Source organism: Amycolatopsis sp. NPDC024027, from assembly GCF_040638975.1.
Taxonomy (GTDB): Bacteria; Actinomycetota; Actinomycetes; order Mycobacteriales; family Pseudonocardiaceae; genus Amycolatopsis.
The window spans coordinates 143,046-166,897 of sequence record NZ_JBEZYY010000002.1; the positions used below are offsets into that span (position 1 = coordinate 143,046).

23 protein-coding genes are annotated in these 23,852 nt (G+C 70.4%); 12 read left to right on the plus strand and 11 right to left on the minus strand.

Annotated features, from left to right (window positions below):
* Nucleotides 1-212 precede the first annotated feature (212 nt).
* Nucleotides 213-959: a GNAT family N-acetyltransferase gene (locus tag AB0F52_RS05505; RefSeq protein ID WP_360164873.1), complete on the plus strand. Its 747-nt coding sequence runs from the start codon at nt 213-215 to the stop codon at nt 957-959.
* Here the strand turns inward: AB0F52_RS05505 and arfB are convergent.
* The 6 genes from arfB to AB0F52_RS05535 all read right to left on the minus strand — a co-directional run bounded on the left by arfB (nt 956) and on the right by AB0F52_RS05535 (nt 5,853).
* Nucleotides 956-1,387, minus strand: coding sequence for an alternative ribosome rescue aminoacyl-tRNA hydrolase ArfB (arfB, locus tag AB0F52_RS05510; protein WP_285987212.1), 432 nt, complete (start codon nt 1,385-1,387; stop codon nt 956-958). The two genes, AB0F52_RS05505 and arfB, sit on opposite strands and share 4 nt — an antisense overlap.
* 33 nt (nt 1,388-1,420) lie before the next feature.
* Nucleotides 1,421-2,491 carry a phosphoribosylformylglycinamidine cyclo-ligase gene (gene purM, locus AB0F52_RS05515; protein ID WP_360164875.1) on the minus strand — a complete coding sequence of 357 codons (1,071 nt, stop codon included), beginning with the start codon at nt 2,489-2,491 and terminating at the stop codon, nt 1,421-1,423.
* 30 nt (nt 2,492-2,521) lie between these two features.
* Nucleotides 2,522-4,048 (minus strand): amidophosphoribosyltransferase, encoded by a 1,527-nt coding sequence (purF, locus tag AB0F52_RS05520; RefSeq protein WP_360164877.1) that lies wholly within the window; start codon nt 4,046-4,048, stop codon nt 2,522-2,524.
* 139 nt (nt 4,049-4,187) lie between these two features.
* Nucleotides 4,188-4,493 carry a hypothetical protein gene (locus AB0F52_RS05525; RefSeq protein ID WP_191315262.1) on the minus strand — a complete coding sequence of 102 codons (306 nt, stop codon included), beginning with the start codon at nt 4,491-4,493 and terminating at the stop codon, nt 4,188-4,190.
* On the minus strand, nt 4,480-4,719 hold the full coding sequence (locus tag AB0F52_RS05530; RefSeq protein WP_308674306.1) for a DUF397 domain-containing protein: 240 nt from the start codon (nt 4,717-4,719) through the stop codon (nt 4,480-4,482). The genes AB0F52_RS05525 and AB0F52_RS05530 overlap by 14 nt, the downstream gene beginning before the upstream one ends.
* Before the next feature lie 255 nt (nt 4,720-4,974).
* Nucleotides 4,975-5,853, minus strand: coding sequence for a helix-turn-helix transcriptional regulator (locus tag AB0F52_RS05535; protein WP_013230746.1), 879 nt, complete (start codon nt 5,851-5,853; stop codon nt 4,975-4,977).
* A 164-nt stretch (nt 5,854-6,017) separates the two neighbouring features.
* Here AB0F52_RS05535 and AB0F52_RS05540 point away from each other — a divergent pair, with 164 nt between their 5' ends.
* The gene (locus AB0F52_RS05540) at nt 6,018-6,848 is read left to right on the plus strand and encodes an SAM-dependent methyltransferase (protein WP_360164880.1); all 831 of its coding nucleotides are present in this window, start codon (nt 6,018-6,020) and stop codon (nt 6,846-6,848) included.
* Between the two features lie 17 nt (nt 6,849-6,865).
* On the opposite strand, the gene AB0F52_RS05545 is transcribed toward AB0F52_RS05540, so the two are convergent.
* Nucleotides 6,866-7,246 carry a sterol carrier family protein gene (locus tag AB0F52_RS05545; RefSeq protein WP_199191251.1) on the minus strand — a complete coding sequence of 127 codons (381 nt, stop codon included), beginning with the start codon at nt 7,244-7,246 and terminating at the stop codon, nt 6,866-6,868.
* A 56-nt stretch (nt 7,247-7,302) separates the two neighbouring features.
* Here AB0F52_RS05545 and AB0F52_RS05550 point away from each other — a divergent pair, with 56 nt between their 5' ends.
* The 5 genes from AB0F52_RS05550 (at nt 7,303) to AB0F52_RS05570 (ending at nt 12,198) form a co-directional block, all read left to right on the plus strand.
* On the plus strand, nt 7,303-8,007 hold the full coding sequence (locus AB0F52_RS05550; RefSeq protein ID WP_360166550.1) for a type VII secretion system-associated protein: 705 nt from the start codon (nt 7,303-7,305) through the stop codon (nt 8,005-8,007).
* A 104-nt stretch (nt 8,008-8,111) separates the two neighbouring features.
* On the plus strand, nt 8,112-8,912 hold the full coding sequence (locus AB0F52_RS05555) for a lysozyme (protein WP_360164882.1): 801 nt from the start codon (nt 8,112-8,114) through the stop codon (nt 8,910-8,912).
* A 192-nt stretch (nt 8,913-9,104) separates the two neighbouring features.
* On the plus strand, nt 9,105-9,974 hold the full coding sequence (locus AB0F52_RS05560) for a lysozyme (RefSeq protein WP_360164884.1): 870 nt from the start codon (nt 9,105-9,107) through the stop codon (nt 9,972-9,974).
* Between the two features lie 192 nt (nt 9,975-10,166).
* Complete coding sequence (locus AB0F52_RS05565) at nt 10,167-11,090, plus strand: hypothetical protein (protein ID WP_360164886.1); 924 nt, start codon at nt 10,167-10,169, stop codon at nt 11,088-11,090.
* Nucleotides 11,091-11,094: 4 nt separating this feature from the next.
* Complete coding sequence (locus AB0F52_RS05570) at nt 11,095-12,198, plus strand: pentapeptide repeat-containing protein (protein ID WP_360164888.1); 1,104 nt, start codon at nt 11,095-11,097, stop codon at nt 12,196-12,198.
* A 71-nt stretch (nt 12,199-12,269) separates the two neighbouring features.
* Here AB0F52_RS05570 and purL read toward each other — a convergent pair whose 3' ends face one another.
* Nucleotides 12,270-14,552 carry a phosphoribosylformylglycinamidine synthase subunit PurL gene (gene purL, locus AB0F52_RS05575; protein ID WP_360166553.1) on the minus strand — a complete coding sequence of 761 codons (2,283 nt, stop codon included), beginning with the start codon at nt 14,550-14,552 and terminating at the stop codon, nt 12,270-12,272.
* 416 nt (nt 14,553-14,968) lie between these two features.
* Between purL and AB0F52_RS05580 the strand changes: the two genes are divergently transcribed.
* From AB0F52_RS05580 to AB0F52_RS05590, 3 genes are all read left to right on the plus strand, one after another.
* Entirely contained in the window at nt 14,969-16,603 is a 1,635-nt protein-coding gene (locus AB0F52_RS05580; RefSeq protein WP_360164890.1) for an ABC transporter ATP-binding protein, read from the plus strand.
* Complete coding sequence (locus AB0F52_RS05585; protein ID WP_360164892.1) at nt 16,600-18,345, plus strand: ABC transporter ATP-binding protein; 1,746 nt, start codon at nt 16,600-16,602, stop codon at nt 18,343-18,345. Before AB0F52_RS05580 ends, AB0F52_RS05585 begins: the two co-directional genes overlap by 4 nt.
* A gap of 66 nt (nt 18,346-18,411) precedes the next feature.
* Nucleotides 18,412-18,840, plus strand: a complete 429-nt coding sequence (locus tag AB0F52_RS05590) for a pyridoxamine 5'-phosphate oxidase family protein (RefSeq protein WP_360164894.1) — start codon at nt 18,412-18,414, stop codon at nt 18,838-18,840.
* 91 nt (nt 18,841-18,931) lie between these two features.
* On the opposite strand, the gene purQ is transcribed toward AB0F52_RS05590, so the two are convergent.
* Nucleotides 18,932-19,609, minus strand: a complete 678-nt coding sequence (gene purQ / locus AB0F52_RS05595) for a phosphoribosylformylglycinamidine synthase subunit PurQ (RefSeq protein ID WP_103337919.1) — start codon at nt 19,607-19,609, stop codon at nt 18,932-18,934.
* Complete coding sequence (gene purS, locus AB0F52_RS05600) at nt 19,606-19,845, minus strand: phosphoribosylformylglycinamidine synthase subunit PurS (RefSeq protein WP_003056885.1); 240 nt, start codon at nt 19,843-19,845, stop codon at nt 19,606-19,608. Before purS ends, purQ begins: the two co-directional genes overlap by 4 nt.
* Before the next feature lie 155 nt (nt 19,846-20,000).
* On the opposite strand from purS, the gene AB0F52_RS05605 reads away from it, so the two are divergent.
* Entirely contained in the window at nt 20,001-21,575 is a 1,575-nt protein-coding gene (locus AB0F52_RS05605; protein WP_360164897.1) for a GMC family oxidoreductase N-terminal domain-containing protein, read from the plus strand.
* Between the two features lie 6 nt (nt 21,576-21,581).
* Here the strand turns inward: AB0F52_RS05605 and AB0F52_RS05610 are convergent, their stop codons facing one another.
* On the minus strand, nt 21,582-22,304 hold the full coding sequence (locus AB0F52_RS05610) for a TetR/AcrR family transcriptional regulator C-terminal domain-containing protein (protein WP_360164899.1): 723 nt from the start codon (nt 22,302-22,304) through the stop codon (nt 21,582-21,584).
* 114 nt (nt 22,305-22,418) lie between these two features.
* Here AB0F52_RS05610 and AB0F52_RS05615 point away from each other — a divergent pair, with 114 nt between their 5' ends.
* Nucleotides 22,419-23,795, plus strand: a complete 1,377-nt coding sequence (locus AB0F52_RS05615; RefSeq protein WP_360164901.1) for a serine hydrolase domain-containing protein — start codon at nt 22,419-22,421, stop codon at nt 23,793-23,795.
* Nucleotides 23,796-23,852: the final 57 nt, after the last annotated feature.

Here is a 23,852-nt window from a genome sequence, read left to right on the forward strand (position 1 = left end):
ATCGCGCACCCGGAACGCCGGTAAATCCGGTTGCCGGCCGTGCGATCATGGCTTCGGAGAGCCCGTTTCGACTTCAAGGAATGACTGCCTATGCCTGGCGCCGTCTCCGGCGTCGGCCTCCGCTAGGCCCGACGCCCAGCGCCCCGCCCCGTACGCCCGTTCCGAGGGCTGCGGTTCCTTGACGTGCTCTCTCGAAAGGCTCTCACCCAGCAATGTCCGCCATTCAGACCTATGTCCGCACGACGGCGCCGCGCGGCCGCGAGACCGAGCAGGTCGGCCCGTTCCTCGCGACCTACTCGCCGGGCACGCCCCACCCGATGCTCAACTACGCGATCCCGGAAGACGGCGCGAAGCCGACGGCGGCCGAGATCGACGCTTTGACCGCGGCCTACCGGCGGCGGGACCTGCTCCCGCGGCTGGAGTACTTCACCGACGTCGCACCCGACCTGGAGAAACTGCTGGTCGGAGCGGGGTACGAGCTCGAACGGCGGGTGCCGCTGATGACGTGCGCGCCGGCCGCGCGGGTCGGCAAGCCGGCTCCGGCCGGGATCCGGCTGCGCGTGCCGGAGTCCGCCGAGGACTTCCGGCGCATGCGGTCGGCGCAGAACACGGCGTTCGGCGAACCCGCGGACATCGGTGACGACGAGGTCGAGCAACTCCAGTCCGGCACCGGTGTCCGGCATCTCCTGGCGGAGGACGTCGAAACGGGGGCAGTCGTCGGCGGCGGGCTCGCGCTCGAAATCGTCGACGGCACCACCGAGCTCGCCGGGATCGCGGTGCTCGAGCCGTACCGCGGCCGCGGGATCGCCGCGGCGCTCACCGCGCACCTCACCCGCGAGGTCCACGAGGCCGGCGCGCACACGGCGTTCCTGACCCCCGGTGACCTGGGGATCGGAAACGTCTACGCCCGCGTCGGCTTCCGGCCGGCGGGCGAGTGCGTGCACCTGTCGCTGAGCTAGTCGTTCAAGCGGCCGGAGCGGCCTCGTTTCACGTCGCTCCGGCGCTTCTTCGACGCCAGGCGGCGCTCCTTCGAACCGCGAGAAGGCTTCGTGGGGCGCCGCTTCGCCGGGGGCGGGGCCGACGCGTCGAGCAGCAGGTTCGTCAGGCGGCCGCGCGCGGCTTCGCGGTTCTGCAGCTGGGAGCGGTGTTCGCTGGCCGCGATCGTCAGGACGCCGTCGACCAGCCGGGCGCCGAGCCCGGCCAGCACCCGGTCCCGCAGGTGCTCTGGGATCGACGGTGAACCAGCGACGTCGAACGACAGCTCGACCCGCGAATCCGTGGTGTTGACCCCCTGGCCGCCCGGGCCGGACGACCGCGAAAAGCGCTCGTTCAGCTCGGCTCCCGGGATCGTGAACCGGGAGCCGACCACCACGTCTCCGGCCGCCATGACACCAGTGTGACAGCCGCGATCAAGTCCGTTTCAGAAGCGCGGGTGGTCGCCCGAGAGCACCGCGCGCGGGCCGTCGACGTCTTCGGCGGGCTGGACGTCACCCAGCACCCACGCCGGGACGTGCCGCGCGGTCAGCATGGCCAGCGCCCGGTCGACGTCTTCGGCGCCGACGATCGCGACCATGCCGACCCCCATGTTGAACGTCTTCTCCAGCTCGGCGCGCTCGACCCTGCCGCGCTGGCCGATCAGCGCGAACACCGGCGCCGGCGTCCAGGTGCCGCGGTCGAGCCGGGCGACCAGGCCGCGCGGCATGACCCGGGCGAGGTTGGCCTCCAGGCCGCCGCCGGTGATGTGCGCGAACGTCCGGACCTCGGTCTCCGCGGCGAGGGCGAGGCAGTCCTTCGCGTAGATCCGCGTCGGCTCCAGCATCTCCTCGCCGAGGGTGCGGCTGAACTCCTCGACGTACCCGCCGAGCGGCATCCGGGCGATGTCCAGCAGCACGTGCCGGGCCAGCGAGTAGCCGTTCGAGTGCAGGCCCGACGAACCGAGGGCCAGCACGACGTCACCCGGACGGACCTTCTCCGGCGAGAGCAGCTGCGACGCCTCGACGACGCCGACGCCGGTGGCCGACATGTCGTAGTCGTGCTCGCCCATCATGCCCGGGTGCTCGGCGGTCTCGCCGCCGAGCAGCGCGCAGCCGGCCCGGACGCAGCCCTCGGCGATGCCGCCGACCAGCGCGGCGATCTTCTCCGGGTGCACCTTGCCGACGGCGATGTAGTCCTGCAGGAACAGCGGCTCGGCCCCGGTCACGACCAGGTCGTCGACCACCATCGCGACCAGGTCGATGCCGACGGTGTCGTGCTTGTCGAGCGCCTGCGCGACCGCGATCTTCGTGCCGACGCCGTCGGTCGACGACGCGAGCACCGGCTCCTTCCACTTGTCGAGCTTCAGGGAGAAGAGCCCGGCGAAACCGCCGACGCCACCCATGACCTCGGGCCGCGTCGCCCGCTCGGCGTGCGGCTTGAGCAGCTCGACGGCTTGGTCGCCGGCGTCGATGCTGACGCCGGCGGCGGCGTACGTGGCGCTCGTGGACTCGCTCACGGTGGAAGGACTCCCTACTGGAAGGAACTGCTAGGGACGCCGGACGGCGTCTTCGGCACCGTACCCGGCGGGACTGACGGGGGTCGCCGCGCCATTGACCGCGTCGAGGCTTTCGAGCAGGTGCTTCCCGATCAGCGCGTCCTCCGGCAGCGGAATCGGGTACTCGCCCGAGAAGCACGCCGTGCACAGCCGCGACTTCGGTTGTTCCGTCGCCGCGACCAGGCCGTCCAGGGAAATGTAGCCCAGCGAGTCGGCGCCGATCGAGCGCCGGATGCCGTCGAGGTCGACGCCGTTCGCGACCAGCTCGGCCCGCGAGGCGAAGTCGATGCCGTAGAAGCACGGCCAGCGCACCGGCGGCGACGCGATCCGGACGTGCACCTCGAGCGCGCCGGCCTCGCGCAGCATCCGGACGAGCGCGCGCTGGGTGTTGCCGCGGACGATCGAGTCGTCCACCACGACCAGGCGCTTGCCGCGGATGACGTCGCGCAGCGGGTTCAGCTTGAGCCGGATGCCCAGCTGGCGGATGGTCTGCGACGGCTGGATGAAGGTGCGCCCGACGTAGGCGTTCTTCACCAGGCCGGTGCCGTAGGGGATGCCGGAGCCCTGCGCGTAGCCGATCGCGGCGGGGGTGCCCGACTCCGGCACCGGCATCACCAGGTCGGCCTCGACCGGCTGCTCGGAGGCGAGGCGGCGGCCGATCTCGACGCGGGTGGCGTGCACGCCGCGGCCGGCGATCGTGGTGTCGGGGCGGGCGAGGTAGACGTACTCGAAGACGCAGCCCTTGGGGTCCGGGTTCGCGAACCGGGACGAGCGCAGGCCCGCGGCGTCGATGGCGATCAGTTCACCGGGCTCGACCTCGCGGACGAAGGACGCGCCGACGATGTCGAGGCCCGCCGTCTCGCTCGAGACGACCCAGCCGCGCTCGAGCCGGCCGAGCACCAGGGGGTGCACGCCGTGCGGGTCGCGGGCCGCGTAGAGCGTGTTCTCGTCGGCGAACACCAGGCAGAAAGCGCCCTTCAGGGTGGGCAGCAGCTCCATGGCCGCGGCCTCGATGCCCTTGTCGGCGGCGTTCGCGGCGAGCAGGCCGCAGATCAGGTCGGAGTCGCTCGACGAGCCGGTCAGGCCCGCGTGCGGCTTGAGCCCCGCGGCGAGGGTGCGTTCGCGCAGCTCGGCGGTGTTCACGAGGTTGCCGTTGTGCGCGAAGGAGAGGCCGCTGCCGGTCGCGGTGGTGCGGAAGATCGGCTGGGCGTTCTCCCAGATGGTGGCGCCGGTGGTCGAGTACCGGCAGTGCCCGACGGCGATGTGCCCCTGCAGCGACTGCAGGATCTGCTCGTCGAACACCTGGCTGACCAGGCCGAGGTCCTTGAAGACCACGATCTGCGAGCCGTCGGAGACGGAGATTCCGGCGGCCTCCTGGCCCCGGTGCTGCAGGGCGTAGAGGCCGTAGTAGGTCAGCTTCGCGACTTCTTCCCCGGGAGCCCAGACGCCGAAGACGCCACACTCCTCACGGGGTTCCGGGTCGGGCTGGTCGGACACGACTTGCGGGTCGGAAACCACCGAGGAGCTCCTGGGAAGACGTGGTCAGGCCGGTTTCAGTGTAGACGGTTCGAACACGCGTCAGGCCCCGCCCGGCGTGGTTCTGACCACTTCGGACGGGGCCCGCAAGCCTGTACCGCTACTGCTTTTGGCTGGATCGCTAACACGCATCCGGCAGCGAAAGGATCTCCGTCAGCACTTGCGCGCCTTCTCCGCGGCGGCGCCACAGCCACCGCTCCGGCTCGAAGATGTTCTCTTCGGAGCCGGGCATCCTGGTCGCCACGACGTCGTCCTCGGCGTTGAGCCGGACCACGTCCACCACGTCGTCGTGCACCCGCACGCCGACGACCGCGAGGACTTCACCGCGTTCGTCGGCGGGGTGGACGAACTGGTAGCCGCGGGCCACCAGCTCCTGCAGTCCGGTTTCGATGTCGAAGACGGGGGCGACGGCCTCAGCCGAGGACATCGTCGAATTCACCGTCCTTCGCGCCCGCCAGGAACGCCGCCATTTCCGCGCGCGTGTACACCAGCGCGGGGCCGGTCGGGAACCGCGAGTTGCGCATCGCGATCTCCCCGCTGGACAGCGGCGCGACCTCGACGCAGTTGCCGTATGCACCGCTGTAGCTCGCCTTGCGCCATTCGGCACCGGACAGCCGATCGGCCGGGATGCCGTTCTCGAATCGCTCAGCCATGTGCCCACCTCTCGATGCGGAAAGCTCCAGGGCGATGCATATGCATGTGCATCTGCCCGCGTATTCGAGGCTAGCACGTGTGACTGCAAAGTTAAATGCACGTGCAGAATTTCTTGCAAAGTTCGCTGACGGTAAGAATTGCGAGACTGCCGTTAACCTATCGGGTGAGAAGAGGGTCCACGAACGGCGCAATGGCTACTGTTCGTCACCGCTCAGCTGAGCGGTGACGAGCCTGCGGAGCGAGGCGGAGGGTGACTAGATCTCCTGGCGGCGCTTGCCGAGCATCGACCGGCTCCGCTCGGGCGTCTCCGCGTCGACCGCCAGCATGTCCAGCGCGCGGCTGTATTTCTCGATCTCTTCGCGCTTCTCGATGTAGTGCGCGCCGGTCATGTATTCGACGTAGGCGATGTTCGGCAGTTCCGGCTCGCCGAACCGCAACAGCGAAAACGCGTGCTCCGCGGAGAGGCCGCTGCGCGTGTACGGCAGGACTTGGATCGACACGTGCGGCAGCGCGCTCATCTCGAGCAGGTATTCGATCTGCTGCTTGAGGACCTTCATCCCGCCGATCGGGCGGTAGAGCACCGACTCGTCGAGCACCATCCAGACGCGCGGGGCGTCCGGCCTGCTGAACATCTTCTGCCGCCGCATCCGGAGCGCGACCAGCTGGTCGACCCGCTCATCGGCCATCTCCGACCGGCCGTGGCTGAAGATCGCCCGCGCGTACGGCTCGATCTGGAGCAGGCCCGACACGTAGAGCGGCTCCCAGATCTGGATTCGCGCCGCGGCTTCTTCGAGGCCGACGAGGTCGGTGAACCAGTTCGGCATGGTGTCGCCGAAGCGCCGCCACCAGCCCGGCTCGTTCGACTGCTTGACCATGTCGAGGAACGCGCGGCGCTCGTTCGGGTCGTCGACGCCGTACATCGTCAGCAGGTCGGTGACGTCGCGTTCCTTGAACCCGACGCGGCCCAGCTCCAGCCGGCTGATCTTCGACTCGGACCCGCGGATGTTGTAACCGGCCTGCTGGCGGGTGATGCCGGCCTCTTCACGGAGCCGGCGAAGCTGCGAGCCCAGGATCATGCGGCGTGCCGTCGGGCCGATGTTCTGTTCAGCTGCGGACGCGTTCACCGCGTTCATTCCCGGCCCTTCCGCGCTCACGTCACCAGGGGGTCCTAGCCCGACTACCGAAAGTACACGTTGAGCCGTCTTGCGCAAAGGGGTGACCCGGTTTACCCCGTGCGCGCGCCGTCCTACTGTACGTAGGGCACGAGACTTACAACACACAACTTGCGAGGTTCACCATGCCGGACGCCGCGACGACCGAACGAGTGCCCGTCGGAGTCGACCCGACCAGGGCGAGCATCGCGCGCGTCTACGACGCCTTCCTGCTGGGCAAGGACAACTACGAGATCGACCGGCAGGTCCTGCAGCAGGTGCAGAAAGCCGCCCCGGAGGCCCAGGACCTCGCGTTCGAGAACCGCGGCTTCCTCATCCGCGTCTGCCGGTTCCTCGCCGGCCAGACCGGCATCACCCAGTTCCTCGACCTCGGCTCCGGCCTGCCGACGGCGGAGAACACCCACCAGGTCGTCCAGCGGATCAACCCGGAGACCAAGGTCGTCTACGTCGACAACGACCCGGTTGTCCTCGCACACGGACGGGCGCTGCTCGAAGAGAACGAGCACACCCACTTCGTCGCCGAAGACATCTTCGAACCGCAGAAGATCCTCGAGAACGAGGTCGTCCGCCAGCACATCGACTTCAGCCAGCCGCTCGTCCTCCTGCAGATGGGCACCCTGCACCACTTCAAGGGCGACCACGACCGGCCGGCCGAGATCATGAAGGAGTACGTCGACGCGCTGCCGTCCGGCTCCTTCGTCGGGCTCAGCCACTTCTTCGACCCCGAAAACGAGGACTCGGCGACCGCGCGGCGCATGGAGGACTTCTTCGTGCACAGCCCGATGGGGTCCGGCACGTTCCGGACCCAAAAGGAGCTCGAAGCGCTGTTCCCCGGCCTCGAGATGGTGCCCCCGGGCGTGGTCCGGTGCGCGGACTGGTGGCCGGACGGCCCGCGGCTCAAGGAGCTCAACGTCGCGCAGCGGACCATCGCGGGCGGGGTCGGCCGCAAGCCGTAACCCGCATCCCGCGGCCGTCAAAGGCGGAGCAGCGGGAGCCAGTGGGACAGGTCGGCCCGGGTGCCCGACGCGGTCACCCGGCCGTCCGCCACGGCCGTGGTCCAGTCCAGTTGCCCGGTGGCCAGTTCGAGCCACGTGCGCGGGTCGGTCTCGATCACGTTCGGCGGCGTGCCGCGGGTGTGCCGCGGCCCCTCGACGCACTGCACGGCGGCGAAGGGCGGCACGCGGACTTCGACCGTCCGGCCCGGCGCGTCCGCCGCCAGTGCGCGCAGCGAGAGGCGCACCGCCGCGGCCAGTTCCGGGCGCGCCGGAGCGGGCGCATCGCCCTGCAACCACGGGGAAATCGCCAGCACCGCCGCACGTAACTGTCCGGGGTCGACCGAACGCGAAGAGGCCATGGGCAAACAGTAGAGTGGCGCACCAAGACTTGGCAGGCACACCCGAGAACGTGGGGATGACGATGGCGCAGCGGGACGAGGCGGATCGGATGGTTTCGCAGCAGCCCACCGGAAGCGGAGCCGATCGCCCCGGCAGGCACGGCAAGCACAACCGGGCCGCGCGGCGGGAGGGCCAGCAGGCCCGGCGCACCGGCAAGCACGGCACACCCGAGATCACCGCGGAGATGCGGACGAACGCCCGCGCCAACCCCGACAGCTGGCTGTACGTCATCGACGAGGCCTTCGACCCGAACGGGCCGGTGCCGTCGTGGGCGGTCGTCGGCGCGTACCCGGTGAACGGCGCCGGCGACGTCGTCGCCGACTTCCACCCCAACGACCGCTACCGGCCCTCGCCCAAGGCGCTCGGTTTCCCGGAACCGGCGAACGACCTCGAACACCTGCTGCAGCTCGTCCGCACCGAACACCGCCCGCCGTCGGACCTGCCGAAGGTCGTCCTCGACGCGACGCTGTTCGTCTACGCGATGTCGCCGGTGCAGCGGACCGTCATCGGCTTCCACAACACCGACGGCCGGGTCATGGTGCCCGCCTACACCCGCAAGTCGCTGGTCCCGCGCGAGTGGCCGCACGCGCGGGCGGTGCTCGGCCGCGACATCGTCGACCTGCTCGGCGGGCACCCGGTCGCGATCAACCCGCACGACCTCATCACGGCGGTCGTGCCGGCGGAGCACCTCCTGAAGGCCGTCGCCGACGAACGGCGCTGACCTGCGGGTCCCACCCCATCGAGTGATCATCGATTCGCCGATCCGGCGACGCCGGTGCATCGTGAGACTGGAGAAGTCTCACGAGATCGGTGGGGAGCAAGAGGGTGAAACGACGTTCACTGCCCTTCGCCGCCGTCCTCGCGTCGGTCCTGCTCGTGGCCGGGCAGGCACCGGCGAAGGCCGTCGACCGCTACACCGGTGCCGAGGACCACTACGCGGGTTCGCAGATCGCCAAGGTCGAGGGCGTCGGCGAGGGCCCCGACGTGCTGTACGGGGGTGACGACCAGCAGCTCGGGCACGACGTCAGCGGGCACCAGGGGCCGGTCGACTGGCCCGGCGCGGCGGGGTCGGGCGCCAAGTTCGTCTACGTCAAGGCGACCGAGGGCACCGGGTTCGTGAACCCGCAGTTCGCCCAGCAGTACAACGGCTCGTACAACGCCGGCCTGATCCGCGGCGCCTACCACTTCGCGCGGCCGGACATCTCCGACGGCGCGGCCCAGGCGCGGTACTTCCTCGCCCACGGCGGCGGCTGGTCGGCCGACGGCAAGACCCTCCCCGGCGCGCTCGACGCGGAGTACAACCCGTACGGCGAAACGTGTTACGGCAAGGACGCCGCGGGCATGGTCGCCTGGATCCGCGCTTTCTCCGACACCTACCGCGCGGCGACCGGCCGCTACCCGACGATCTACACGTCGACGAGCTGGTGGAAGCGGTGCACCGCGAACGACGGCGGCTTCGGTGCCAACCCGCTGTGGATCGCGCGCTACAACAGCTTCATCGGCGAACTGCCGTCCGGCTGGGGCATCCACACGATCTGGCAGTTCGCCGACCGCGGCACGCTGCCCGGCGACCAGAACTGGTTCAACGGCTCGGCGGACCGGCTCCTGGCCCTGGCGCTGGGCTGACCGGCCCAACCGTCGAATAATAGGTGTTAACTCGTCACCAATTAACGATCTTCTTCCCGGGAAAATCACCCACACGTATACCCAATTTCACGGAACTGAGTGACAAACGCCACTTCGTCCTCAACAATCGTGCACGGGCGGCTACCTGCAGTAAGCCGCTCATCGCGAGGGTTTCCGTGAAGGGATTCAACGATGTCCACCTCCCGAAGAGGGCGGCTGTTCGCTGCCCTGGTCGTCCCGGCCACGCTGCTCCTGCTCGGCAGCACGGCGCAGGCGACGACCTTCTCCCCCGAAGTCGACCCCGTGGCCGCGATCAACGCGGACATCGCGCAGCACAACCACGAACTGGGTTCGCAGATCCGGCGCGTCGAAGGCGACAAGTCGACTCCGGACACCCAGAAATCGGCGCAGCAGCCGCAGCCCGGCCAGGCCGTGCCCGGCCAGGTGCTGGCGACGGTGGCCGGCATGGACGTCGCCAGCTACCAGGGCAACGTCGACTGGGCGAACTGGTGGAACCAAGGCAAGCGGTTCGTCTGGACCAAGGCCACGGAGAGCACCAACTACACCAACCCGTACTTCGCCCAGCAGTACAACGGTTCCTACAACCAGGGCTTCATCCGCGGCGCCTACCACTTCGCCACGCCGAACACCTCGAGCGGCGCGGCGCAGGCCCGCTACTTCGTCGCCCACGGCGGCGGGTGGTCCAAGGACGGCCGGACGCTGCCCGGGGCGCTGGACATGGAGTACAACCCGTACGGCGCGACCTGCTACGGGCTGAGCAAGGCCGGGATGACGTCGTGGATCCTCGACTTCCACGACACCTACCACTCCCTGACCGGCCGTTATCCGGCGATCTACACGTCGGCGAGCTGGTGGGGCAGCTGCGTGAGCGGTGACTTCTCCAGCACCGCGCCGCTGTGGGTCGCGCGGTACGCGTCGACGGTCGGCGCCCTGCCCTACAACTGGGGCTACTACACCGTTTGGCAGTACACCTCGAGCCCGCTCGACCAGGACACCTTCAACGGTGCCTACGACCGGCTCCAGGCACTCGCCAACGGCTGACCCACCCCCCGCCCGGCTCCCGGATCGTGACGCAACCCCCGAAACGCAGTTTCGCGTCGCCACGACCGGGAGCCGGTTTCATGCCGTACCGTCCGAGCTTGCAGAATGCCGCAGCCACGTCCTTGGGGGAACCGCACATGCCCGCCGGACGTCGGAAGCGCACGAACACCCAGCGCCCGGAAGGCATGAAAGATGACGTACCCGCCTCAGCCGGGCCAGCCCGGCCAGCCCGACCCGTACGGCCAGCCGCAGTCCGGTGGCTTCCAGCAGCAGGGCGGGTGGGACCCCAACCAGCAGCAACAGCCGTACCCGACGCAGCAGTACCCGCAGGGCTGGGACCCGAACCAGCAAGGCCACCCGCCTGCCTCGGGCGGTTTCCCGGCCAGCCCGCAGCAGCCGTGGGGCGACCCGTACGCGCAGCAGGCCTGGGCGGACCCCAACGCGCAACAGCAGTCGGCGTGGGCTGACCCGAACGCACAGCAGTACGGCCAGCAGGCCTGGAACCCGAACGCGGGCGGCCAGGTGTCCGGCTGGGACCCGGCGACCGGCGGCTACACGCAGGGCTTCGGCGGGCCGCCCGCGCCGCCGAAGAAGAGCAAGACCGGGATGTGGATCGCCATCGGCGCCGCCGTGGTCGTCGTGCTCGCCCTGGTCGGTGTCACCGGCTTCGTCGCTCCCGGGTTCTTCCTCTCGAAGGACGACACCAACACGGCCGCGGCCCCGTCGTCGAGCACGTCGGCCAAGCCGTCCCCGTCGAAGCCGACGACCAAGAGGCCGACGGCCTCGGCCACGAAGCCGACGACGCCCGACGGCGGCGGCGGGGGCAACTCGGACGCGAAGGTCGTGCTGCAGGGCTTCATCGACAAGCTGAACGCGGGCGACAACGCCGGGGCGGTCGCCCTGGGCTGCGCCGACTCGAAGGAGCTGCTCAGCTCGTGGCTCGACACGTTCCTCAAGCCGCCGCTGCAGCTGCAGCTCGGCAGCGTGCCCGCGGACAAGTACCTGGTCGAGGGCGAGGTCACCGGGACGTCCGCAGGCAAGCCGGTCAAGGGCACGCTGAGCGCCACGAACTTCGACAAAAAGGGCTTCTGCGTCAGCACGATGCTGGTGTCCTGAGCCGGTGAAGCTGTGGCGATCACCGCTGGCGTGGACGTTCCTCGCGTCGCTGGTGCTGCTGCTCGGGGTCGGCGGCTGGCTGCTGACCGACCCCGCCACCAGCCGCAGTGACGCGCTGAAGACGGGCGGCCTGGCGGGCGGCGCGATCGTGGCGCTGTACGCGCTGTGGCTCAACGACCGGCGGCGCCGGGTCGAGGAGCGCCGCCAGGAGATCGAGCGGCGGCGCCACGAACTCGAGGCGCAGCGCGCGGAACAGGACCGCGAGCGAGTGGCCGACGAGCGGTTCGCGAAGGCGGTCGAGCTGCTCGGGCACGCGGCCGACCAGGTGCGCGTGGGGGCGTTGCACGCGCTGGCGGGCTTGGCGCGAAGCCGGCCGGCCTACACGCAGACGGTGCTGGACGTGCTGTGTTCGTACCTGCGGCGGCCGTTCGAGCACCCGCGGTACGCTCCAGACCTCGATCGCCACGCCCGCGACGACACCCGGGGTACCCCCGAGCAGGAGCAAGAGCTTCAGGTACGCCTCACCGCGCAGAGGCTGATCAAAGATCTGCTCCCGGCCGCTGAACAGCCGGACGCACCGGACTACTACCTCGACCTCACCGGCGCGGTTGTGGAATATCTCGATTTTTCCGGTTGTCGACTCGGCGGCATGCTGCTCCGGTACGCAGCCCTGCACAGCAGCACCAACCTCAGCGGCTGCCGCTTCAAGGATCGGGTCTACTTCACGGCCGCCGGAACAGGCCCAGGCCGGTTGATCGGCAACTTCCGTTGCCGAGGCGCGATCTTCGAAGGCCACGCCTGGTTCAGCGGCACCCGGTTCGCCGAACTCGCGGACTTCACCGACACGACCTTCGCGGGCCCGACGACGTTCAAGGACGCCGAGTTCGCACAGGACGCGGTGTTCTCCGGCGTGATCGCGACAGGCTCCCTCGACCTGCGCCGGACTCTCTTCGAGGGCCAAACCGATCTGCGATTTGCCTCGCTGCCGGAGTCGGTTTCGCTGTACAACACCCGGGTTCGCGCGGAGAAGGAAGTCCGGCTGCCCGCGGCGTGGAAGCTGGAAGAACTGCACGACGGGGATGCCCGGATCGTTGCCAAGGTGGGCTGAGCCGCCCCCGTTTTCCACGCTAGCGGAGGGCACCGACAGTTTGCGGTGCCCTCCGCTCACGTGTCCACCGGTCAGTCGAACAGGGCCGGGAGCGTGCGCTCCCACGTCTCGCGCAGCTCGTCGAGCGTGAACTCCGTGATGTCCTGCAGCTCCAGCTTGCCCGACTCCGGGTCGACCACGCCGGTCTTGCGCCACGGGAGGCCGCGGGCGGTGCACATCTCCGTGAAGCGGAGCTCTTCCGTGCGCGGGACCGCCACCAGCACGCGGCCCGCCGACTCCGAGAACAGCTGCACGAACGGGTCCTGGTCCGCGTCGAGGAACACGCGGGCGCCGCACTGTCCGATGAGGACGGTCTCGACCAGGGTCTGGATCAGGCCGCCGTCCGAGAGGTCGTGGGCCGCCGAGATCATGCCGTCGCGGGAACCCGCCACCAGGATCTCGCCCAGCAGCTTCTCGCGGGGCAAATCGACCCTTGGCGGAACGCCGCCGAGGTGGCCGTGGAGCTCGCGGGCCCACGCCGAGCCGTCCAGCTCGTCGTGCGTTTCGCCCAGCAGCAGCAGGGTTTCGCCCGCCTCCGCGCCGATGCCCGTCGGGATGCGGCGGGTCACGTCGTCGATCACGCCGAGGACGCCGATCACCGGCGTCGGGAGGATCGCCGTCGAACCCGTCTGGTTGAAGAAGCTCACGTTGCCGCCCGTCACCGGGATGCCCAGCTCGACGCAGCCGTCCGCCAGGCCGTGCACCGCCTGCTCGAACTGCCACATCACGCCCGGGTCGGTCGGGGCGCCGAAGTTCAGGCAGTCCGACACCGCGACCGGCGTCGCGCCGCCCGTGGCCACGTTGCGGTACGCCTCCGCCAGCGCCAGCTGCGCGCCGCGGTACGGGTCCAGGTAGACGAACTTGCTGTTGCAGTCCGTCGCCACCGAGACGCCGCGGCCCGACGACTCGTCGATCCGGATCATGCCGGAGTCCGCCGGCTGCGCCAGCACGGAATTCCCGCGCACGTACCGGTCGTACTGCGACGTCACCCATTCCTTCGACGCCTGGTTCGGCGACGAAATCAGCTTCAGGACGTCCGCGCGCAGTTCGTCCGGAGTGGACGGACGCGGCAGCGACGCCGACGTGTCGGCGATCAATGCGTCCTGAGTGGACGGACGCTCGATCGGCCGGTCGTACACCGGGCCCTGGTGGGCGACCGTGTGCGCCGGGACGTCGACGACGACCTCGTCGTGCCAGGTGATGACCAGGTGCTCGCCGTCGGTGACCTCGCCGATGTCGGTCGCGATGACGTCCCACTTGCGGCACACCGCCATGAACGCCTCGACGTTCTCCGGCGAGACGACCGCGCACATGCGCTCCTGCGACTCGCTGGAGAGCACCTCCGCCGGAGTCATTCCGGTGGCGCGCAACGGAACGCGGTCGAGGTAGATGTGCATGCCGCCGTCGCCGGCCGCGGCCAGCTCGGACGTCGCGCAGGACAGCCCGGCGCCGCCGAGGTCCTGGATGCCGACGACGAGCTTCTGGGCGAACAGTTCGAGGCAGCACTCGATGAGCACCTTCTCGGTGAACGGGTCGCCGACCTGGACGCTGGGCAGCTTCTTGCGGCCGCCCGAGGACTCGTCACCCGAAAAGGTGTCACTCGCCAGGACGGAAACGCCGCCGATGCCGTCGAGGCCGGTGCGGGCGCCGAACAGGATGATCTTGTTGCCGGTGCCGGACGCGAACGCCAGGTGCAGGTCCTCGACGCGCATCGCGCCGACGCACAGGGCGTTCACCAGCGGGTTACCGGAGTAGGACGGGTCGAAGACCAGCTCGCCGCCGATGTTCGGCAGGCCGAGGCAGTTGCCGTAGCCGCCGACGCCGGCGACCACGCCGGGCAGCACGCGCTTGGTGTCGGGGGCGTCGGCCGGGCCGAAGCGCAGCGCGTCGGCGACCGCGAGGGGCCGCGCGCCCATCGCCATGATGTCGCGGACGATGCCGCCGACGCCGGTCGCCGCGCCCTGGTAGGGCTCCACATAGGACGGGTGGTTGTGGCTCTCCACCTTGAAGGTGACCGCCCAGCCCTCGCCGATGTCGACGACGCCCGCGTTCTCGCCGATGCCGGCCAGCATCTTGGCCTTCATCTCGTCGGTGGCGGTCTCCCCGAAGTAGCGCAGGTGCTTCTTCGACGACTTGTACGAGCAGTGCTCGCTCCACATGACCGAGTACATCGCCAGCTCCGCGTCGGTGGGCCGGCGGCCGAGGATCTCCCGGATGCGGGCGTACTCGTCGTCGGCGAGCCCGAGCTCGCGGTAGGGCTGGGTGTGGTCCGGGGTCGCCCCGGCACGCTCGGTGGTGTCAACGGTGCTGGTCACGGTGTCCGTGTCAGGGTTCGCCACGGCCGTCAGGATACGTGCCGCCCGGTGGTGGCCCGGACACTGGGGCGGCGGAGCCGGACAGGTCCGGGTAGGTGTGAGCGGCGCAACATCGAGGACGGCCGGAGCGCCCCGCTGGGGCCTCGGGGCGTGGGACGTTCCCTGTGGACAACCCGGGTGCGCAGGCCCGGAATTGTCGGTCCCCGCGAGTAACGTTGAAACCGGGGGTCCCCCGAGCGGGCCGGGGCGGTGAACCGTGGGCTTCGAGCCGGCGGAGGGCGGCCGGAGAGGCGTCGACGAGGCGTCAGGAAAACCGTCGAAGAGCCGTCCCGAGGGCCGCCAGAGAGCCGCCGGAGAGCGGCCGGGGGCGGAAAATCGGTCGCCTTCCCCGGGGTGTCGGCTTACCGTCGGAAATCGTGCTTTCCGCCACGTACCCCTTTCCGCCGCTGCGGCTGCCCGTGCGGCCGACCGCGAGCCGCTTCCTGCTCGCCGTGTTCCGGGCTCGGCTCGGCACGGTGCTGGGCGCCGCCGCGATCGGTGTCGTCTGGGCGCTGCCGGGTGCGCTCATGCCGCTGGTGATCGGCCAGGGCATCAGCGCCATCGGCGCGCACGACGGTGCCGCCGTGGGGCGCTGGGCGCTGGTCGCGGCGGCGCTCGGGGTCGCGCAGACGCTGTCCGGGACCTGGATGCACTTCCTGAACTACGGCCTGTGGCTGCACGGCGCGGGCTCCACCCAGCGCGCTGTCTCGGCCCACACCACGCGCGTCGGCGCCGCCCTGCGGGAGCAGACCACCACCGGGAACCTCGTCGCGGTCAGCACGACGGACATCAACCACATCGGCAACACCGTCGAGATGACCGGGCGGACGTTCGGCTCCCTGCTGGCGTTCGTCGTGGTCGCGGTGTGGCTGATCTCGACGTCGCCGCTGCTCGGCGTGGTCGCGCTGGTCGGCGTGCCGCTCGCGGTGCTGGGCATCGGGCCGCTGCTCGCGCCGCTGCAGAAGCGCAAGGCCAAGCAGCGCGAGAAGCGCGGAGACGTCAACGCGCTCGGCGCGGACATCGTGTCCGGCCTGCGGATCCTGCGCGGCATCGGTGGCGAGCGGCGGTTCTTCGCCCGCTTCCGGGACACGAGCCAGCGGGTGCGGCGGGCCGGCATCGAGGTCGGCCGGGCCGAGGCCTGGCTGGCCGCCGCGGAGATCGCGCTGCCCGGCCTGGTCACCGTGGTGATCACCTGGCTGGGCGCGCGGCTGGCCGTGGCCGGCGAGATCGGTCTCGGGCAGCTGGTGGCGTTCTACGGCGTTTCGGCGTTCCTGATCTGGCCGGTCACCGCGGCGACGGAGGCGGTCGGCTCGATCACGTCCGGCCTGGTCGCCGCGCGGAAGGTCGTCGCGCTGCTGGCGATCCGCCCGAAGCTGGCGGACCCGGAGACGCCGGTGCCGTTGCCCGAAGGGCCGTTGGAGCTGGTGGACACCGAATCGGGGATCCGCGTCCCGGCCGGCCGGCTGACGGTTGTCGACCTCGGCGCCGACGGCGAAGCGGTGGCCGACCGGCTGGCCCGGTTCGCGGATCCGGCCGAGGGCGAAGAGGTGCTGACCGGCGGCGTCCGGGCGGACCACGTCGCGCTCGCGGAGCTGCGGCGGCGGATCGTCTACGCGCACAACCAGGACATCTGGTTCTCGGGCGTGCTGCGCGAGCAGCTGGCGCCGGCGCGGCCGGGCGGCGTCAGCATCACCGAAGCGCTGTACGCGGCCGACGCCGACGACATCGTCGAGGCGCTGCCCAACGGCGTCGACGAGGTGATCGGCGAGCGCGGCCGCGAGGTGTCCGGCGGCCAGCGGCAACGGCTGAACCTGGCCCGCGCGCTGGCGACCGACGCCGACGTCCTGGTGCTCGACGAGCCGACGTCGGCGGTCGACGCGCACACGGAGGCACGCATCACCGAACGCGTCACCGCCCTGCGGCACGGCAAGACGACGGTGGTGTTCAGCCAGAGTCCCTTGTGGACACATGTGGCAGACGAAGTGTTCACGGCGAAGGTGGTGACGGTGTGAAGCGGCTCCCCACGGCGTCCCGGCGGGACGTCCGGCGCTGGGCAATGAAGACGGCGGCGAGCCACAAGCGCGAGTTCGGCCTGCTGCTGGGCTCGCTGGCCGTGGCCACGCTGATCGGGCTCGCCGGGCCGCAGCTGCTCGGCGCGCTCGTCGACGACGTCGCGGCCGGCACCACGACCGGGCACGTCGACGTGCTGGCGGCGGCGTTCGTCGCCATTCTCGTGCTGCAGGCGCTGGCGCGAAAGGTCGCGCGGATGCGCGGCGCGGTGTTCGGGGAGCTGGTGCTGGCCGAGACGCGCGAGGAGTTCGTCGGGACGGCGCTGCAGCTGCCGCTCGGCACGGTCGAAGCGGCCGGGACGGGCGACCTGCTCAGCCGGGCCACCACCGACCTCGGCCGGATCGACCACGCGGCGCGGTTCGCGGCGCCGGAGATCCTGGTCGCGGCGGTGACCGTGGTGTTCACGGTCGTCGCGATGGTGCTGACGTCCCCGCTGCTGGCGCTGGGCCTGCTGGTCGCGCTGCCGCTGCTGGTCCCGGTGAACGTCTGGTACCAGCGGCGGATCCCGTCGGTGATGCAGTGGATGCTGGACCGGTGGGCGGACCTGACCACCAGCGTCCACGAGACGGCGGAGGGTGCGCGCACGGTGGAGGCGCTCGGGCTGACCGAGCGGCGAGTCGATGCCGCGCACCACGCGCTGGACCAGAGCATCTTCGGGGAACGCCGGATGCGGGCGCTGCAGCTGCGGTGGCTGCCGTCGCTGGAGATCAGCTACGTGCTGCCGCTGGCGGTCATGCTGCCGCTCGGGCTGCTCGCGTACACGCGCGGCTGGGCCGGGCTCGGCGAGATCACCACGATGCTGCTGTACATGCAGGCCATGGCGGCGCCGCTCAACGAGGCGCTGTTCTGGCTGGAGGACCTGCAGGTCGCGGCGGCCGCGGCCCGGCGCATCCTCGGCGTCCGGACGGTCGCGGCCGAGAACGTGGAGAAGGTGGACGAGGTGCCGCGCGGGCGTGACATCGACGTCCACGGCGTCCGGTTCAGCTACACCGCCGACCGCGAGGTGCTGCACGGAATCGACCTGCGGGTCCCGCGCGGCGAACGGCTGGCGATCGTCGGGCCGTCGGGCGCGGGCAAGTCGACGCTCGGCCGGCTGCTGGCCGGCATCGCGGCGCCGTCGTCGGGTTCGGTGCGGATCGGCGGCCAGGACGTCTCGGCGCTGGCCGACGACGTGCTGCGCGGCGAGGTGCTGCTGCTGACCCAGGAGCACCACGTGTTCTCCGGGACGCTGCGGCAGAACCTGGCCCTGCCGGCCCGCCGCGCGGGCGGCGACTGGACGGACGAGGAGCTGACGGCGGCGTACGCGTCGGCGGGCGCGGCGGACTGGGTCGCGACGCTGCCGTCCGGGCTGGACACGAAGCTGGGACCGGGCGAGCACCCGGTGCCGCCGGCGATCGCGCAGCAGCTGGCGCTGGCCCGCGTGGTGCTGGCGGACCCGCACACGCTGGTGCTCGACGAAGCGACGTCACTGCTGGACACGGGCTCGGCCCGCGACCTGGAGCGGTCGCTGAACAGCGTGCTGGCGGGCCGGACGGTGATCGCGATCGCCCACCGCCTGCACACGGCGGCCGCGGCCGACCGGGTGGCGGTGGTCGAAGGCGGCCGGATCACCGAGCTGGGCCCGCACGACCAGCTGCTTTCCGCGGGCGGCTCGTACGCCCGCCTGGTCGCGGCGGCCAGTTAGTCCGGAATGTCCGGAGTGGTCGACGTGTTGCTCCCCGGTGGATGACCCATCTACCTGGGGAGTGACATGTCGTCGTTCGTGATGACCGCCGCGGAACGCGAAGAGTTCCTGAGCGGGGTGCACGTCGGAGTGCTCGCGGTGGAGCGCGCCGGCCGGGCCCCGCTGGCGGTACCGGTCTGGTACGACTACTCGCCCGGCGGCGAGCTGCTGATCTGGATGGAACGCGACACGGTCAAGGACCGCGCGATCCGCGCCGCGGGAAGGCTGAGTTTGGTGGCGCAGGACGAGAACCCGCCGTACAAGTACGTGACGGTCGAGGGCCCGGTGGTGGCGAACGACGAACCGCCGACGCGCGAGCAGGCCCTGCGGATCGCGAAGCGGTACTGGCCGTCAGACCAGGCCACGGCTTACGTCGACTCGGCACTCGGAGAGCGATCGGTGCTGGTCCGGGTCCGGCCCGAGAAGTGGCTGTCGAACGACCAGAGCAAGAGCTGACCCGGTCCGGGGCTGTGGACAACTCGCGTCCACAGTCCAGGAACTGTCGGTGCGCCCCGGTAGAATGGTTACCGGGGGGCGCGGCCCGCCCTCACGCCTTCACAAGCGCGTCCACCGCGCTGAAGAACATGCCGAGCCCGTCGTCCGACGGCCCCGTCAGCGCGTCGATCGCGTGCTCCGGGTGCGGCATCAGCCCGACGACCCGGCCGTTCTCGCTGCGGATCCCGGCGATGTCGTTGCGCGAGCCGTTCGGGTTCCCGCCGACGTACCGGAACACCACGCGGCCCTCGCCCTCCAGCTCGTCCAAAGTGGACTGCTCGGCCATGTAGCAGCCGTCGATGTTCTTCATCGGGACGAGGATCTCGGCGCCGGTCTCGTACCGGGTGGTCCACGCCGTGTCGGTGTTTTCCACCCGCAGCCACTGGTCGCGGCAGATGAAGTGCAGGCCCTGGTTGCGGATCATCGCGCCCGGCAGCAGGCCGGCCTCGCACAGGATCTGGAACCCGTTGCAGATGCCGAGCACCGGCATGCCCGCGCGGGCCGCCTCGATCACCGGCGTCATGACCGGCGCGAACCGGGCGATCACGCCCGCGCGCAGGTAGTCGCCGTAGGAGAAGCCGCCCGGGACGATCACGGCGTCGACCTCGTGCAGGTCTTCGTCGGCGTGCCACAGCGGCACGGCCTCGCCGCCGGCGTAGCGGACCGCGCGCGCCGCGTCGCCGTCGTCCAGGGTGCCCGGGAAGGTGATGACGCCGATGCGCGCGCTCACGCGTCGACCCGCTTGATGGTCCACTGCTCGATGACCGGGTTCGCGAGGAAGCCTTCGGCGATCTTCTCCAGCGTCGCGTCGTCGACCGTGTCGTCGACCTCGATCTCGAAGTGCTTGCCCTGGCGGATCTCGGTGATCCCGGTAAAGCCGAGGCGGCCGGCGGCGCCGAGCGCGGCCTGTCCCTGCGGGTCGAGGATTTCGGGCTTCGGCATGACGTCGACGACGACTCGGGCCACGGCAGGCTGCTCCTTATTCACGCAGGTCGTGGGTACCCCGCGAGCATAGTTCACCCGCTCGACCCCCTGGCGGGGCCCACCGGGAAACCTAGACTGGCCGAGGGCGCGGGGCTGCGCCATGATGAGTCGTTGACATCTCGCCAACAGGAGGCACCGTGGCCGTCCAGGAGTCCTACGACTACGTCATCGTCGGCGCCGGCAGCGCGGGGTGCGTCCTCGCCAACCGCCTCACCGAAGATCCTTCGGCCCAGGTCCTGCTGCTCGAAGCGGGCGCCGAGGACACCGCGAACGAGATCCACATCCCGGCCGCGTTCCCGTCGCTGTTCAAGACCAAGTGGGACTGGAACTACGAGACCGTCGAGCAGAAGCACACGGGCAAGACGTCGTACTGGCCGCGCGGGAAGATGCTCGGCGGCTGCTCGTCGATCAACGCGATGATCTACATCCGCGGCAACCGTGCCGACTACGACGGCTGGCGCGATTCGCACGGCGCCGAGGGCTGGGGCTGGGACGACGTCCTGCCGTACTTCAAGCGCGCCGAGGGCAACCAGCGGCTCGGCGGCCCGCTGCACGGAACGGACGGCCCGCTGCACGTCGAAGACCGCCGGTTCACCCACGAGCTTTCGCAGGCCTGGGTCGACTCGGCCGTCGCGTGGGGACTCAAGCGCACCGACGACTTCAACGGCGAGAGCCAGGAAGGCGCGGGCGTCTACCAGGTGACGTGCAAGAAGGGGCGCCGGTGGTCCACCGCGGACGCCTACCTGCGCCCGGCGCTCGACCGGCCGAACCTGACGGTGAAGACCCTCGCGCCCGCCACCCGCGTCGTCTTCGAGGGCACCCGCGCGGTCGGCGTGTCCTATTTGGACAAGGGCGTGGAGCGCACGGCGCGCGCTTCGGCGGAGGTCATTCTCTCGGGTGGCGCCGTCAACTCACCGCAGCTGCTGATGGTTTCGGGTGTCGGCCCGGCCGAGCACCTGCGCGAGCACGGCATCGACGTCGTCGCGGCACTGCCCGGCGTCGGCGAGAACCTGCACGACCACCCGGCGTGCGGGATCATCTGGTCCACAAAGGACACGACCGACCTGGTCGACGCGGCCACTCCTCGCGGCTTGGTCCGCTACCAGCTGACGAAGCGCGGGCCGCTGACGTCGAACATCGGCGAAGCGGGGGCGTTTTACCCGACCACGGACGGCTTGCCGGCGCCGGACATGCAGATCCACGTCGCGCCGACGTTGTTCTACGACAACGGGTTGCGCGAACCGACGGTGCCCGGGTTCACCTCGGCGGCGACACTGGTGGACGTCGCGAGCCGCGGACGGCTGCGGCTGAAGTCGGCGAATCCGTTGTGGAAGCCGGAAATCGATCCGGCTTACTACGCGGAACCGCGGGACATGGAGACGATGATCGCCGGGTTGCGGGCGCTGATCGAGATCGGGCAGGTCGGGCCGTTGCGGCGGTTCTTGGACAAGCCGTTCCTGCCGCTGCGGCACGACTTGAGTGATTCCGAGCTGGCCGAGCACATCCGGGAGAACACGCAGACGCTCTATCACCCGGTCGGGACTTGCTCGATCGGGTCGGTGGTTGACGCGGAGTTGCGGGTTCAGGGGGTGGACGGGCTGCGGGTCGTGGATGCGTCCGTGATGCCGGTGGTGCCGCGGGGGAACACGAATGCGCCGACGATCATGGTGGCGGAGAAGGCGGCGGACCTGATTCGGGGGCGGTCGGCTTAAGCGGCGTCACCGCCCGGCAAGCCGGGTGGCCAGGCCGTCCAGCATGCGGTCCAGTCCGTAGTGGAAGCCGTCGCTACGGGCCGTTTCGGCGCTGTCGTTCTCACTGGTGGCGAGCGTGTGCAGCCGAGGGTACGGCTTCGTCGCCTCGGTCAGTGCCGGCCGCAGCTGGTCGATGCATTCCTGTTCCGAGCGGCCGCTGCGGTCGACCGTGGTCAGCCACGCGGCTTCGGTAGTGGCCGTGCCGATCACGTAGGCCATCACCGCGCTCAAGGCAGCGTCGGCCTCGGCCAGGGAGAACCCGGCGGTTTCGAACAAGGCCAGCATCTGCTCGTTCAGGCGCATCACGTTGGGCCCAAGGTAGGACAGCCCGGTCTGGCCGAGCACGGACGCGATCCATGCGTGCCGCAGCAGGACCGCTCGTGCGCTCTCGGCGCAGGTTGTCGCCGCGCGCCGCCACTCCCCGTGCTGGACGACCGGGACCTCGATCTCGCCGTAGACCTCGTCGACGACGAGTTCCAGCAGTTCGTCCTTGTTGGCCACGTGGCGGTACAGCGACGTGGCGCCGGCGCCCAGCCGCGCGCCCAGCGTTCGCATGCTGAGCGCGTCGAGACCGGCGGAGTCCAGCAGTTCCAGTGCCGCCGTCACGATCTGCGCGCGACTCAGGGCGGGCTGATCCCGGCGCCGTTGCGGGCGCGTCCACACCGACACCGCGGGTTTTTCGGCCGCCATCGGACCTCCTTTCGGCTCACCACTGTAGCGCACGCCGTGCGCTCATTGCGCACATCGCAGATCTATGCGTACAGTGTGCGCAGAGAAGGAACGCTGTACGCAGGAGTGATACCCATGACTTTCGACCATGACCGCTGGCAGCGCCGCTTCGATGAGCTGCGCGAGATCCACCACGTCCCCGGCGCGGCCCTCGCCGTGCTCACCGGCGGCGACATCCACGAACTCGCCACCGGCGTGCTGCACCGGGGTACCGGGGTGGCGGCGACGACCGACTCGGTGTTCCAGGTCGGCTCGATCACGAAGATCCACACCGCGACGCTGGTCATGCAACTGGCCGAAGAAGGCAAGCTCGACCTCGACGCCCCGGTACGCGACGTGCTGCCGGACTTCACCGTCGCCGCCCCGGGCGCGTCAGAGACCATCACCGCCCGGCAGCTGCTCTCCCACACCAGCGGGCTCACCTGTGACTTCACGTGCGACACCGGACGCGGCGACGACTGCCTCGCCGCCTATGTCGAGGCCGCCCGCGATGTCCCGCTCGACTGCCCGCCCGGAACCGCGATCTCCTACAGCAGCGTCGGCTACAACGTGCTCGGCCGGATCGTCGAGGTGCTCACCGGCCAGACCTGGGACGCCGCGCTCCAAGAACGGCTTTGCGCACCCCTGGGCCTGACCCACACGGTGACGCTGCCCGAGGACGTCCTGCGTTTCCGCGCCGCGATGGGACACCTCGGCGAAGGGGGTGCCGACCCCGATCCGGCGCCGGTCTGGAACCCGCTGCCGCGCTCGGCCGGTCCGTACGGCGGGGTCCTGTGCGCCACCGCGGCCGACGTCCTGCGGCTGGCCCGGATGCACCTCGACGGCGGCGTCGCACCGGACGGAACCCGGTTGCTGCACAAGGAAACCGCCGACGCGATGCAGCACCGCGAGACCGACTGCCCGGACAAGTGGACGGTCGACTCCGACGGCTGGGGACTGGGCTGGACGCTCTACGACTGGGACGGCACCCCCGGTTTCGGCCACGACGGCGCGACCATCGGCCAGTACGGCTTCCTCCGCGTGGCACCGGAAGCCGGAGTGGCCATCGCCCTGCTCACCAACGGCGGCGGCGCTCGCCGCCTGTACTCCGACCTGTTCCGCGAACTGCTTCACGAACTCGCCGGCGTCCGGATGCCCGAACCGTTCGGGCCACCCGCACAGCCGCTGCCAGTCGCACTCGGCAACCGTGCCGGCACCTACCGGCGAGCGGGCGTGGAAATCACCATTTCCGACCGCGGCGGCGTGCCCCACCTGCGGTACGCGTTCGTCGACGGCATGGCCGACCTCGCACCGCCCATCGAGACGGACCTCATCGCCGTATCGGACACGGTGTTCGCCGGCCGTGCGGACGGTGCCTTCAGCAACGACTGGATGCCCGTCGTGTTCTCCACCCTCACCGACGGCACCGCCTGCGCCTACATCGGCATGCGGGCTGCCCCGAAGGTCGCCTGAGCGGCGAGGACATGGGCGCCCGCACGCGAACGTTGCCCACGCCGTGCGTGGCCTGGC